The organism is Ectothiorhodospiraceae bacterium BW-2 (assembly GCA_008375315.1).
In the GTDB taxonomy this organism is placed as follows: Bacteria; Pseudomonadota; Gammaproteobacteria; order Thiohalomonadales; family Thiohalomonadaceae; genus BW-2.
On sequence record CP032507.1, the window covers coordinates 2,290,074 to 2,303,882 of the forward strand.

Sequence of the window (13,809 nt, forward strand, 5' to 3'; positions counted from 1 at the left end):
TAATGGAGTGGTCAGAAGTTGTTGATAACCCGATGCTTGCCAACTTACCGTTTAAGATTGAGCTAAACCGGTTTGGCAAACTATTGATGAGTCCGGTATCGAATGAGCATGGCCGTGTACAAATGCGCTTAGGTACCCGTTTAGCTCAGAAAAATAGTGGTGAAGTGATTAGCGAATGCTCTATCCAAACCAGTAGAGGCGTTAAAGTTGCCGATGTAGCTTGGCTTTCCGATTCATTTGTGGCGCAGTACGGTTTTACAACGCCCTATCCCAAAGCGCCGGAGTTATGTGTTGAAATTGTGTCTCCATCTAACTCAATGGAAGAGATGCGAGAGAAGATTCAGCTCTATCTGGAAGCGGGTGCGGTAGAGGTATGGATTGTAAAGGGGTTGGATAGTGTGCAGATTTTTAATGTGGCAGGCGAAGTGGAGCAATCGCAATACTTTTCGGTATAGCAATCCTGGTCAATGTAATTCATCAGATAATTGATAAGATTAGATGTACTATATTTAAGTCCGTCCCGACCTAAGGAGCGCAATAGATGCCCACGATCAGCATACTCTACAACAGGGCAGACATGGCTCGGGCTAGGTGCCTTTGTAGAGAAGATAAGCTCGTCTTTTAAAGGTGCTAGTGAGATGAAGTTCAGCACGGTCTGCCTCCCCGATTTTGCTAATTAGCTTATAATCGAAACTCATCTAAAAAATCAGGCAGAGCACCATAGCGAGGAAAATAGTTATCAGATTCTGTCTGTTCTATGATCCATTGAATCACATCCAATGGCTCTTCACCCGCAGCGAGTTTTTCATCCTCCTCTTTGTATAAGAATTTGATCCATCCCCTTGGTTCATCTTCTAATTCGCAGCTTTTAACAGTTGAGATAACTGATTTTATTCGCTCTATTTTAATCTCAATATTGTTAATCTTTTTCTGTCTGTTTATTAGCTCGTGTCGCATAAAGTCTATCATTCTGGCTGAGTCTTTCCATTTGGTCTTTAAATGGTTAACTATGGCTAAGATAGTCTCTTGGCCTAACTCCCCGCTATGGACTTGATCGTCAACAAATATCCCTTCGGATAGCACAACAAAGATAACTTTTTTATCGGCGCTTTTTCTACCTTCTCCGTACGCATATTTTCCATTGCTATCGAGATAGATTTCATCAAAAAAAACCTGCACTCCTGCCATGCTACCCGACACTAAATCACCACGATAATAATCATTTAATAGGCAGTCAAAACGCTTACTCTGTAACGCTTGTTCGCGTCCATCAATCTCTACATAAAATGAATCAAACATTCCCATTTTCTAACTCTCCTGAAATGGTTTTTCCCGCTGAGCCTAGAGAGGCCAGATGGGGTATGACAGCCAAGTTGACGAAGAAGGGTGGGGCGTTGGTGGAGTTGAAACGACTCTAGGCGCGCTGCCGCCACACTGTGTCACGGGCGGCAAGTGAGGTCGCGGGGAGGGGAATAACGCTCTCTCAGAGCTTGAGAATTGTAACGACCGTCCAGCCGCTCGGTCAACGCCGTTATTAAAATATTTAGCAGAATAGGGCCTACTCCTCTACTATAAGCTAATAAGCTAATGGTAAACTGCCCCCCTCTTTAAAATTTAACGCTTTGACAGGAGCCCATGTGAGTCACGCTACCTCCCCTTCCCGACGAGAGTCGATTCTGGCCCAGCTACAACAACTGATGGCAGAGGCGATGCCGACTGCCCCCTCTGAGGCCGATATTGATCTGCCCTTTTTGGAGATGGGCGCTAACTCATTGATGTTAATGGATGTGCAACGCACAGTAGAGAAGGAGTATGGCCTGACCCTGACCATCACCCAATTTTTTGAAGAGCTGACCACCATCAATGAGCTGGTGAGCTATATCGATACCCAGTTGGCCAGTCGTGACCCTGCGCCTACCGCGACAGCCAAGCCTAAACCTGAACCGCTACCTGCGCCCGCTCTGTCAGCGCCAGCGCTACTGCCAGTGACTCAGGGCTCTGCGTCAGAAATCGAGGCAATATTTGCCGCTCAAATGCGCACTGCCACCGAGGTGATTAATCGCGTGGTGCAGCAGCAGTTACAGTTTCTGCAAGGGGGGGAGGCGATACCTCACACAGCTACGGCTGCCGCGCCCCCCCCTTCTCGTCCAACGACGGCCCAACCTAAATCGTCGGCGGCGCAACAGCCGAATAAAATGCTCTCGCCGCTAGAGATTCGGGCCAGAGGGCTAACGCCGACCCAGCAGGCCCACTTAGAGTCGCTGATACAACAACTTAATCAACGCACGCTACAGTCGAAACAGCAGGCCGATCACTATCGATCGGTACTCGCCGACAGTCGCGCCTCAGTCGGGTTCCGTTTTACGACTAAAGAGATCCTCTATCCGATTGTTGGCAATCGCTCTAATGGGGTGACGGTGTGGGATATCGACGGGAACGCCTATCTCGATATCAGTATGGGGCAGGGGGTGAGCTTTTTCGGCCACCACCCCGATTTTATCGATGCGGCGTTAAAGGCCGAAGGGGAGGAGGCGATCCAGATGGGGCCACGACCCCACAATACCGGTGAAGCGGCCGCGCTAATCGCCGAGATGACCGGCTTTGAGCGCATCACCTTCACCAATAGCGGTACCGAGGCGGTAATGGCGGCACTGCGGTTAGCGCGTGCTCACACCGGTCGCGATAAGATTGTGATGTTTGAGGGGGCCTACCACGGCCACGCCGATAGCGTGATGGGGCTCTCGGAGCGGGGTGAGAACTACACCATTACCACGAAACCGGTCTCCCCGGGGACACCACAAGGGGCGGTCGCTGATCTGTGGGTGCTCCCCTACGATAGTGAAGAGGCGCTCGACTTTATTCGCCACCGTGGTGCCGAAATCGCAGCGGTAATCGTCGAACCGATACAGAGTCGCAATCCGAAACTACAGCCGCGAGCCTTTTTACACCAGCTACGCCAGCTGACTCGTGAGGTGGGGGCGTTGCTGATCTTTGATGAGATGATTACCGGCTTTCGAGTCCATCCTCGCGGAGCGCAGGGGTGGTTTGAAGTGGAGGCCGATATGGCCACCTACGGCAAGCTAGTCGGAGGCGGCATGCCGATAGGGGTCGTCGCTGGGCCGGCGGCGATTATGGATCGAATCGACGGCGGGCCGTGGCGCTATGGTGACAACTCCTACCCTGAAGTGAATCGGGTCGTCTTTGGCGGCACCTTCTGCCAGCACCCTTTAGCGATGAGTGCCGTGGTGGCGGTAATGCGCTACCTAAAACAGCAGGGGCCGGCGCTACAGCAGCGGTTAAACCGGATGACGAGCGACATGGCGACTGAACTCAATCAGTGGTTTGCCGCCGAAGAGGTGCCGATTGAGGTGGTTTGGTTCGGATCGCTATTTCGGTTTGAGTTTAAAACTAACCTAGAGCTGCTGTTTTACCATCTGCTTTTGCGCGGTATTTTGATTTGGGAGTGGCGCAACTACTTTCTTTCAACAGCCCACAGCGAAGCCGATGTAAAACGGGTGATTGAGGCGGTGAAAGAGAGCGTGCTGGCCCTACGGGAGGGGGGCTTTTTGCCGCCAAAAAAGGGGGCTAGGGAGGGGGCGGTGCGCTATCCGCTCTCTTTGGCGCAGCAGCAGTTGGCCGCTTTAGCACAGATATCTCCCCAAGGCTCGATGGCCTACCATGTCTCACCGCTCTTAAAGTTAACCGGAGCGGTTGATAAAGCTGCGCTACAGCAGGCGCTACAGCAGGTGGTTGCCCGCCACCCCGCCCTGCGTACAACGATCGATGTGGTTAAAAAAGAGCAGCAGATTAACGCGCTCGAACTGCCACTGCCCGCTATCGATCTACGCCAGAGTCAGGCACCTGAACAGGCGGCGGCAGAGTGGTTGTCGCAGCACGCTCAAACCCGATTTGATCTCACCACCGGCCCGCTGTTTGTAGCCCATCTACTCCAGTTAGGGGAGCGTGACTATCGGCTAGTACTGAAAGGACACCATATTATTGTCGATGGGCTATCGATGAATCTTATCGTGCAGGAGCTGGCGCAGTTCTACAGTGCCCATCTCACCGCTGAGACGGTGACCCTACCGCAGCCGCTCCCTTTTAGCGCCTATCTACAGTGGCAGCAGCAGCAGAGCTTCTCGGTGGCCCAAGCCTACTGGTTGCAGCAGATCGATCCGGCCATGACACCGCTGGAGTTACCGGCCGATCGCCCTGAACCGACGCTTAAGAGCTATCGCGGGGGGCGCATCAGTCGTCCGATTGGGGTTGAGCTGTTGCGTTCGGTGAAAGCGTTGAGTCGAGCCGAGGGGTGTACCCACTTTATGACGCTACTAGCGAGCTACGCCCTCTGGCTACATCGGTTAAGTGGTCAATCGGAGCTGTTAGTCGGCATGCCGGTCGCCGGTCGCTCGTTAGAGGGGGGGGAGAGTGTGGTGGGCTACTGCACCCATCTGATTCCGATCCGCTCCCATTTTGAGGCCGAACAGCCGTTTAAAAGCTATCTGCGCACGATTCGCACTACCCTGTTGCAGGGGTATCAGCATCAGGACTACCCCTTCTCTCGCCTGATGGAGAGCTTGGCGCTACAGCGTGATGGGCGTCACGCCCCGTTGGTTAGGGCGCTGTTTAATCTAGACCGCCCCGGAGAGGCGCCGCCGATGGCCGATTTGACGGTCGAGTGGCTATCGCAGCCGATCTACTTTACCGCCTTTGAGGTGATCTTTAACCTCACTGAATTGGGTGAGGCGATGGTGTTGGAGTGCGACTATAACGCCGATCGTTTTGAGGCGACGACCATTAGCGCCTGGCTAGAGGGTTTTCTCGCCCTGCTACAGGGGATTGTGGCCACGCCGCAGCGCTCTGTCGCCACCTTACCGCTACTTTCGACCGCGCAGTGGCAGCGGTTGATCATCGACTTTAATGCCACCGAGGTGCCGCTGCCGCCGGTCAGCTCGGTCATTGAGCTGTTTGAGGCCGAAGTGGCCAACGCGCCAGCGGCGACGGCTCTACGCTGGTCGGGAGGGGAGCTTACCTATCTTGAACTTAAGCAGCAGGCAGATGCGCTAGCGTACCACTTAGCGGTGGCTGGGGTGAGGAGCGAAGCGATTGTCGCGCTCTGTCTGTCGCGCTCGCCGACGCTAGTGGTGGCGATTTTGGCGATACTAAAGAGTGGCGGTGCCTATCTGCCGCTCGACCCCGACTATCCGCCCGAGCGGCTTACCTTTATGTTGCAAGATTCGGGGACGCAGCTACTGTTGAGCGAGCAGAAGCAGCTTGCGCGGCTAACTCTGCCCACTGGGGTCACCGCCGTTGAGCTCGATGGCGTCGAGGCCGCTTGGTTAACGGGGGAGTATCGCGCCCCGCAGATTATCACCACACTCGACTCACTCGCCTACCTTATCTATACCTCCGGCTCGACCGGACGACCGAAGGGGACGATGTTGACCCAACGCGGCTTGGTGAACTATCTCAGTTGGGCCGTAGCCTACTATCGGACTCGCGAGGGGCGTGGCTCGCCCCTGCACAGCTCAATCGGTTTTGATGCGACGATTACCAGCCTCTTTACCCCGCTGATCTCTGGGCGTCTGTTACAGCTACTGCCAGAGGGGGGGCGGGAGATCGACTCTATTCGCCAAGCGCTGCTCGGTGAGGCGGGGGAGGGGAACGACTGGTCGTTAGTTAAGCTCACCCCGGCCCATCTGGAGCTATTAAATGCCCTGCTCCCGCCTGAGAAACTGGCCGGATTGAGCCGCTATCTGGTGCTCGGTGGTGAGGCGTTACTGGGCAAAACGATCCATGTTTGGCGGCAGCACGCCCCCGATACCCATATCATCAATGAGTATGGCCCGACCGAGACGGTGGTAGGGTGCTGCATCTACGATGATCGCCGTCCTGAGCCGACAGCCGCCGCGGTGCCGATTGGCCGCCCTATTCAGAATACCCGCCTCTACCTACTCGATAGCCGTTTACAACCGGTCGCCGAGGGGGCCGTCGGCGAGCTCTATATCGGTGGTGCTGGAGTGGCGCGGGGCTATTTAGGGCGAGAGGCGTTGACCGCAGAGCGTTTTATCGATATCGCTAATAGCGGTCTGAACAGTGGCCCGATAGCCGTGCCACAGGAGAGGCTCTATCGCAGTGGCGATCTGGCTCGAATGGGCAGCGACGGTAACCTACGCTATCTTGGCCGAGTCGATAACCAGATTAAGCTACGCGGCTACCGCATTGAGCTAGGTGAGATCGAACAGGCGCTGATAGCGCAGAGGCAGGTTAAAGAGGCGGTAGTGGTGCGACAGCAGCGCAGCGAGCACGATCAGCGCCTCTTAGCCTATCTCGTCGTCGAGGCGGCGAGTACCGCGCCCGAAACGGAACTGCGACAGGCGCTAGCGCAGCAGCTACCGGAGTATATGATTCCCGCGCGGTTTATCTTTCTGCCACAGCTACCGTTGACCCCTAACGGTAAGGTTGATCGGGCGGCGCTGCCGCAGCCGACTGTTGAGTCGGGAGGGGCGGGGGCGCTGCTCTCTCCCCGCTCGCAGGCCGAGCGCCAAATCGTTGCGATCTGGTCGCAGCTTTTGGAGCGGGAGAGTATCGGCGTGGAGCAGAACTTTTTTGAGATAGGGGGCCACTCGCTACTGGTGCTACCGCTTAGCGAGCAGCTCTCGGCGCAGTTTAACCGCAGTGTCGAGCCGGTCGCTATCTTCCAATATCCGACGGTGGCGATGCAGGCCCGTTGGCTAGCGGGAGAGGAGATAACCGCGAGCGGGGGGGGGCAGCGTAAGCGTCGTAGCAGTGAGAGACGACGGCAGGCGCTAGGTGGGGGCAGATGATCAACGCCGCGAGGGGGCAACGGTTACTGCTGCCGCTGTTAGTGGTGAGTGTCGTGCTGCTGTGGCAGAGCCCTGTGATCTATCCGCTAAAACTGCTGGTGATCTTCTTTCATGAGATGTCCCATGCCTTGATGGCGCTCGTTACCGGGGGGCGGGTCTATTCGATGGAGGTCAATAGGTTGCAAGGCGGCTTGGTGCAGTCGAGCGGCGGATCACGATTTCTGATCTTAACCGCCGGCTATCTCGGTTCGCTCTTTTGGGGGGCGCTCATCTACCTGCTAGCGCTACACAGCTCGCGTGATCGCTGGATTGCGGCTCTACTCGGGGTGGTGCTGTTAACCATTACCCTGCTCTTTGTTCGTAACGGTTTTGGGGTGGTATTTGGTCTGTTGAGCGGGGTGGCGCTACTACTCTTAGCTCGCTTTGGTCAGCCGTGGTTGAACGATCTGGTGCTGCGTCTTATCGGCATTACCAGTCTGCTCTATGTGCCGCTCGATATTATTAGTGACACGCTGTTACGCTCCCATCTGCTCTCTGATGCCCGTATGTTGGCCGAGGAGTTTGGTGGTAGTACGATCCTTTGGGGCATCCTTTGGTTGGTGATAAGTCTGATAGTGATCTATTGGGTATTGCGCAGCCGACAGCGTATCGAATTGAAATCTAACTAGGAGTCTATCTATGTCTGAACAGGGTGTTCCCCCGCTTGCGGTCGTGGGCATGAGTCTGCGTGCCCCTGGAGCTGATAATCTACAGCAGTTTTGGCACAACCTCTATCATGGGATCGAGTCGATCACCTTTTTTAGTGAGGCTGAGCTGCGTCAGGCGGGAGTGAGTCAGCGCGAGTTGGACGATCCTGACTATGTGGCCGCAGCCGGCCGACTCGACGGGGTGGAGCTATTCGATGCCGCCTTTTTCGACTTCACCCCGCGTGAGGCGGAGATTCTCGATCCACAGCACCGCCTGCTTCTGGAGGGGAGTTGGCAGGCGTTAGAGCACGCCGCTATCGATCCGCAGCGGTATGAGGGGCGGATTGGCCTCTTTGCCGGCGTGGGGTTTAACGGCTATCTGCTGCACAATCTGCTCGGCCATTCAGAGCTGCTCCAGAGCGTTGGGGGGTGGCAGCTAACTTTAAGTAACGATAAAGATTTTGCCGCTACCCGCGTCGCCTATAAGCTCAATTTGCAGGGGGCGGCGGTGTCGGTCAATAGTGCCTGTTCAACCTCTCTAGTGGCGACTGCGATGGCGTGTCAAAGTCTGCTAAGTTACCAGTGCGATGCGATTATCGCCGGAGGGTGCTCGATCCATCTGCCGCAAGATAGAGGCTACCTCTACAGCCATGGGGGTACCCTCTCGCCCGATGGCCACTGCCGACCGTTTGATATTAACGCCGCCGGTACCATCGATGGCAACGGCGTGGCGCTGGTGGTGCTAAAGCGGCTGGAGGACGCTATCGCTGAGGGTGATACCATTCATGGCCTCATTCGCGGCTTTGCGACCAATAATGATGGTTCGGTGAAGGTCGGCTACACCGCGCCGAGCGTGGAGGGGCAGAGCGAGGTGCTACAGGAGGCCCTAGAGCTGGCCGATCTGCCGCCGGAGGCGATAAGCTATATCGAGACCCACGGCACCGGTACCGATTTGGGCGATCCGATTGAGATTAGTGCCCTAAAGGCGATCTATGGCCGTGAGGGGGCACCGCGCTGTATCCTCGGTGCGGTGAAGAGTAATATCGGTCATCTTGATACAGCCGCCGGTAATGCCGGCCTGATTAAGACGCTGCTAGCGCTACAGCAGCAGACGATTCCACCAACACTCCACTTGACCGCCCCTAACCCCAAACTAGGCTTGGAGGGGAGTCGGTTTCAGATCAATCACCAGCGAGAGCCGTGGCCGCAAGGTGCTGTGCCGCGCCGTGCCGGCGTGAGCTCGTTCGGGATTGGAGGCACTAACGCCCACTTAGTGGTCGAAGAGGCACCGCAGCTCCCCCCCTCTCCAGAGCCGCCCGCTTGGCTGCTGCTGCCACTTGCCGCGAAGAGTGCCGCTGCCCTAACGGAGCTATCGGAGCAGCTAGCGGACTATCTGCACCACCACCCCGAGCTCAATTTGGCCGATGTTGCTGCCACGCTACAGTTAGGACGGAGCCACTTTAACCAGCGACAGGCGTGGGTTGTCCCGGGGGGCGATCTAGCCGTAGCGGTGGCGCGACTGCGTCAGAGCGACTCCCCTTGGCAGGTGGGTGGGATTGTGCGTCAGCGACAGCTAAAGCCGATTTTTCTCTATCCGGGGCAAGATGCGCAGTTTGTCAATATGGCCGCCGGTCTCTATCGGGATGAGCCGCAGTTTCGGGCAGCGCTGCAGCCCTGTATCGAGCTGGCGCAGCAGCGCTACGGCTATGATCTACTGGCTCGACTCTATCCTGAGGGGGTGGCGCAGGCGCAACCGGCGCTCGATCAAGGCGCGACCACTGAGCCGCTGCCGCTCTTTGCGGTGGAGTATGCGCTAACTGAGCTGTGGCGTAGCTGGGGGGTGGAGCCGCAGGCGCTGTTTGGCTACTCGTTAGGGGAGTATGTTGCGGCGGTGGTGAGTGGGGTACTCTCGCTAGAGGATGGCATCGATCTGGCGATGGCTGGGAGTGCGCTACTAAAACAGATGGCGCCGGGGGCGATGATCGCGGCGGCCGCTTCAGCCGAGCAGTTAAGGCCGCTGCTGCTAGCCGATACCCACATTGCGCTGGTGATGGCAGCTAATCAGTGTGTTGTCGCCGGAACGGTGAGTGGCATGGCGGCGCTGCAACAGCAGCTTGAGGGGGCGGGGGTTCACTGGCGCGAAGTCGGGATGGGGCTACCGTTCCACACCCCGCTGATGAGCCCCTTTTTAGCCCCCTTTAAAGAGCTCTTAGAGCGAGTGCAGTTCCACCCGCCGCAGATCCCCTACCTCTCTTCGGTGACCGGCGAGTGGATCACTGCCGAGCAGGCGACTTCGCCCGACTACTATCTGCGTCTAGCGGCCGAGCCGTTACAGATAGAGGCGGCGCTCAATCGGATCTTGACCGAGCTGGCCACCGCCGGTGTGGGGGTGGTGCTGGAGATTGGGCCAGGTCAGCTCTTCACTCCGCTCGTGCTGCAACACGCTGCGCGTCCCGACTGGCTCGCGGTGATCGCCTCTCAGCACGATCCGCGCTATAGCCGTCTTAGTGACTCCCCCCACGAATCGACCCCGGCACTCTTAACTGCGCTAGGGCGGCTCTGGAGTGAGGGGGTCGAAATCGACTGGGCTCAAGTCGCTAGCGAGGGGCGCAGGCGGCTGCCGCTGCCGGGCTATCCGCTACAAAAGCGGCGTTTTTGGATCGAGCCGGCAACGGCTGTGGCGATGGCAGAGGACAAAAGCGGTAGAGAGGCTAAAAACGGTAGAAAGAGTGACATTGGCGACTGGTTCTACCGCTTGCAGTGGCTTCGAACCCCCCTACCTACCGCCACGCCGCAGGGGCGATGGCTGCTGCTAGGTCGCGACCTGTCGTCTCTGGAGAGGATAGCTGCGGCACTACAACACTCAGGCTGCGAAGTTGTGCAGCTACAACACCAGCCACACCAATCACTTAGCGGCTCGGGGGGGCTATTTTCGGGAGATATCACCGATCATGAGCTGCTGCAGGCACTCTTTACCCAGCTCAAACCGCACGCTCCCGACCATATTCTCCATCTCGATCTCTGGGGGTTAACACTAGAGGAGGAGCCGATGAAACAGGCTGCCTTCTACGCCGTTACCGCCTTGGCCAGGGCACTCGGGCGACACTATCTGTCCCATGCGCCGGAGTTGATTCTGCTAGCGGATGGCTTGGTTGAGGTGACGGGGGAGGAGCCGCTCTTCCCAATGAAGAGTAGCGCCCTAGGGCCACTGAAAGTGATGACTCAAGAGTACCCTGATCTCACCACCCGAGCCATTGATGCCCCAACCGAGGCAGCGTTAGCGCAGCTACTGCCGCTACTCGCTGAGGGGGAGAACGGTACCACGGTTGCGCTGCGGGGGCGTTACCGCTGGCAGCTCAGCTTTACCCCCACCCCCCTGCCGCCGGTGACCGAGATACCGCAGCGACTACGACGAGGGGGTGTCTATCTCATTACGGGTGGTTGGGGCAATATCGGCCTGACGCTGGCTCGCTATCTGGCCGAGACGGTGCAGGCAACATTGATCTTAACCGGTCGTAGCGCCCCACCGCCGCAGGCGCAGTGGCCGCAGCTACTAGCCGATAGCTCGATAAGTGCTAAAACGAGAGCACAGATAGTACAGCTACAAGCGATAATCGCCGCTGGGGCAGAGCTACGGCTACTCCAGGCCGATGTGGCCGATCCGATCGCAATGGCCGAGCTGTTTGCGAATGTTAACGCTCAATTTGGTTCGATTCATGGCGTCATTCATGCCGCTGGTATTGTGGGGGAGGCGTCGTTTGCTACCCTAAATGAAGATCACTCTCCTGCCATTATCGAGCAGCAGTTTCGGCCTAAAGTAGAGGGTGCCTTGGTATTGGCGCAGCTATTAGCTGAACAGCCGTTCGACTTCTGCCTCATCTGCTCCTCGTTATCGTCGATTTTAGGGGGACTTGGCTTTAGCACCTATGCCGCCACTAACCTCTATGTCGATGCCCTGTGTAACGCTCTAAATCGACAACAGCCGGGGCGCTGGTTGGCGGTTAACTGGGAGGGGTGGGATTTTGAGAACGAGGCGGCACCAGCGACAGCCGATCATCTGGCGGCCCTAGAGTTAGGGATGCAAGCAGAGGAGGGGAGAGAGGCATTTGCCAGAGTGTTAAACCAGCCCCAACTAGAGCGAATTGTGATCTCCAGTGCCGATCTACAGCAGCGCATCGCCCAATGGATTGAGACAGCCGCGATAGCTCTAGAGAGTGATAGCGAGAGTGGCCAGAGTGCTGCCACAGCCCACCCAAGACCTGAACTACTCGGCGCCTATGTCGCTCCCGAAGGGGAGCAGGAGCAGCGGCTAGCGAAGTTATGGCAGCAGCTACTCGGCATTGAGGGGATTGGCAGCGAAGATAACTTCTTTGAGCTAGGGGGGAACTCGCTGCTTCTGACCCAACTGGTGGCGATGGTGCGGCGTGAATTTCAGCGAGAGTTACCGCTAGCGGCCCTGTTTGAGTCCCCGACCATTCGCGCCATGGCGGCTCACTTAGCTGTTGTTGATGAGGGAGCGGAGGGAGAGGAGTGGGAGGAGGGGGTGTTGTAGGGTGCCCTCATCGGCCTCCCTCTATCCCCGAAGAGTAGGGGGAGGGTGAGCCATCGGGCCGAGTCTGGTAGTAGCGTAGCGACCAAAAATAGTGTTCCGGATGGCGGCGAACCATCGCCTCTAGGGAGTGATTGATACCACTGACGGCAGCCAACTCATCCTCTAGCTGTAGGCCGTTTAGGGGGGGCTGAATCTCAAGTAGATAGCGCCCTCTCTCCGGCGCAAACCAGCAGTGGCAGGGTAGGATCGCGGCACCCGTTAGCTTGGCGAGTTTGACGGGGGTAGTTAAAGTCGCTTTGGGAGTCCCAAACCAAGGGGCAAACAGCGAACCTTTTTGCCCCAAATCCTCATCGACCACCATATAGACCAAATCGAGCTGTCGCTGTTTTAGGGCTCGAATAAGTGGCCTTAACGGCTCGTTGCGGGTGATTAATCGGGCACCGAAGCGACTACGACCTCGCATCAGTAGCCAGTTGAGGAGAGGATTGCGGGTATATTTGGCGAAATAGGCGCTACGGCGGCAGTAACGAGAGAAGGGGAGCCCCCCCCAATCGATAGCGTGAAAATGGGCGGTCACTGCGATAATGGGGCGCTGCTGTTGGCTGAGCTGTTGTAGATGCTCCAGACCCTGAATGTCGATCTGATTCTGTACCGCTGTGGCGCTATGCCACCAAATTAGCCCTAAATCGAGCATCAACTGCCCACCAAAGCCGAAGCTTTGCCGCATAAGCTGGGCGGCGTGAGGGGGGGGGAGCTCAGGAAGAGCTAGCGCCAAATTAGTTTTGACAATATGGCAACGCTTACGGTTTTGGGCCAGCAGCAGCGTGCCGAGTCGGTATCCCAACCGGCGCCGCCATCGGTGTGGTAGGTGGGAGAGTAGCCATAGCAGACCCAGACCTAACCAAGTCGGCCAGAACTGTGGCCCGAAAAAACGGAGTTTAAACGGGGGCAGATTAAGTAGGGGATCAGCCATGGCTCTATGGTAGCCGCTGCTGCTGCTTCTGCCACACCACCACCTTGCTATATTTAGCGAAGACATGGCTAAAGGAGAGCACCGCGACGATAAGTCCGGCAAAACCGTCGAGAAAGCCGCGTTTAAGAAGATAGAGACGGATAAAAGTCCAGAGCCCATGGCTTAGGGGGGAGAGGAGAGTGACCCGCTGGTTGCGGGCGATAAGCTCACGGGCACCAATGTCGGAGAATTTATCTAAAGTCTGAATGTGGGCTGAAATCGAATCGAAGGAGTAGTGGTGGATATCCCCCGCTAGACGGTAGATCCTCTCCCCCTTAACCTCAATTCGGTCATGGGGATTGACTCCGCCCCAGTGGGCCGTGCGGCGGTTAAAGAGGCGAATTTTACGATCAGGGTACCAACTATGGTTGAGCCAGCGATAGACATAGAAGGTTTTGCGTGCCATCTGATAGGCATCGTGCTGATCTAACCTCTCTTTAAGAGCCAAAATCGAGGCCTGAAGCTCGGGTGAGAGGCGCTCATCGCAATCGAGGCTCAATACCCAGTCGTAGCTAGCGAGGCTGAGGGCATAATTTTTCTGTTCAATATAGCCATCGAAGGGGTGCAAGACCACCTTATCGGTATAACGGCGGGCGATCTCGCAGGTGGCGTCGCTGCTGAACGAATCGACGACAATAATCTCATTTACAACCGGTAGCAGGCTCTGCAGGCAGGCCTCAATCTTCTGCTCCTCATTATAGGAGATAATGGTGGCGGAGATAGCTGGCATCG

The 13,809-nt window shown here is 56.8% G+C and carries 7 protein-coding genes; 4 read left to right on the top strand and 3 right to left on the bottom strand.

Features of this window, described 5'->3' with window-relative positions; translation table 11 throughout:
• Nucleotides 1-2: 2 nt before the first annotated feature.
• Entirely contained in the window at nt 3-455 is a 453-nt protein-coding gene (locus tag D5085_11145; protein QEP43628.1) for a Uma2 family endonuclease, read from the top strand.
• 226 nt (nt 456-681) lie between these two features.
• On the opposite strand, the gene D5085_11150 is transcribed toward D5085_11145, so the two are convergent.
• Nucleotides 682-1,305, bottom strand: coding sequence for a hypothetical protein (locus D5085_11150; GenBank protein ID QEP43629.1), 624 nt, complete (start codon nt 1,303-1,305; stop codon nt 682-684).
• A gap of 332 nt (nt 1,306-1,637) precedes the next feature.
• Here D5085_11150 and D5085_11155 point away from each other — a divergent pair, with 332 nt between their 5' ends.
• The 3 genes from D5085_11155 to D5085_11165 are packed head-to-tail and all read left to right on the top strand — an operon-like array spanning nt 1,638 to nt 12,065.
• The gene (locus D5085_11155) at nt 1,638-6,827 is read left to right on the top strand and encodes an amino acid adenylation domain-containing protein (protein ID QEP43630.1); all 5,190 of its coding nucleotides are present in this window, start codon (nt 1,638-1,640) and stop codon (nt 6,825-6,827) included.
• Nucleotides 6,824-7,495, top strand: coding sequence for a M50 family peptidase (locus tag D5085_11160; GenBank protein ID QEP43631.1), 672 nt, complete (start codon nt 6,824-6,826; stop codon nt 7,493-7,495). The genes D5085_11155 and D5085_11160 overlap by 4 nt, the downstream gene beginning before the upstream one ends.
• Before the next feature lie 10 nt (nt 7,496-7,505).
• A complete protein-coding gene (locus tag D5085_11165; protein ID QEP43632.1) occupies nt 7,506-12,065 on the top strand; it encodes an SDR family NAD(P)-dependent oxidoreductase in 4,560 nt (1,519 codons plus the stop codon).
• A gap of 7 nt (nt 12,066-12,072) precedes the next feature.
• Here D5085_11165 and D5085_11170 read toward each other — a convergent pair whose 3' ends face one another.
• On the bottom strand, nt 12,073-13,197 hold the full coding sequence (locus D5085_11170; protein QEP43633.1) for a lipid A biosynthesis acyltransferase: 1,125 nt from the start codon (nt 13,195-13,197) through the stop codon (nt 12,073-12,075).
• The gene (locus tag D5085_11175; protein QEP43634.1) at nt 13,043-13,807 is read right to left on the bottom strand and encodes a glycosyltransferase family 2 protein; all 765 of its coding nucleotides are present in this window, start codon (nt 13,805-13,807) and stop codon (nt 13,043-13,045) included. The genes D5085_11170 and D5085_11175 overlap by 155 nt, the downstream gene beginning before the upstream one ends.
• Between the last annotated feature and the right edge of the window lie 2 nt (nt 13,808-13,809).

Excerpts from the sequence above, each read along its gene's own strand:
- D5085_11165 (QEP43632.1), top strand. The coding sequence starts at position 7,506 with ATGTCTGAACAGGGTGTTCCCCCGCTTGCGGTCGTGGGCATGAGTCTG.
- D5085_11175 (QEP43634.1), bottom strand. The coding sequence starts at position 13,807 with ATGCCAGCTATCTCCGCCACCATTATCTCCTATAATGAGGAGCAGAAG.
- D5085_11160 (QEP43631.1), top strand. The coding sequence starts at position 6,824 with ATGATCAACGCCGCGAGGGGGCAACGGTTACTGCTGCCGCTGTTAGTG.
- D5085_11170 (QEP43633.1), bottom strand. The coding sequence starts at position 13,197 with ATGGGCTCTGGACTTTTATCCGTCTCTATCTTCTTAAACGCGGCTTTC.
- D5085_11150 (QEP43629.1), bottom strand. The coding sequence starts at position 1,305 with ATGGGAATGTTTGATTCATTTTATGTAGAGATTGATGGACGCGAACAA.
- D5085_11145 (QEP43628.1), top strand. The coding sequence starts at position 3 with ATGGAGTGGTCAGAAGTTGTTGATAACCCGATGCTTGCCAACTTACCG.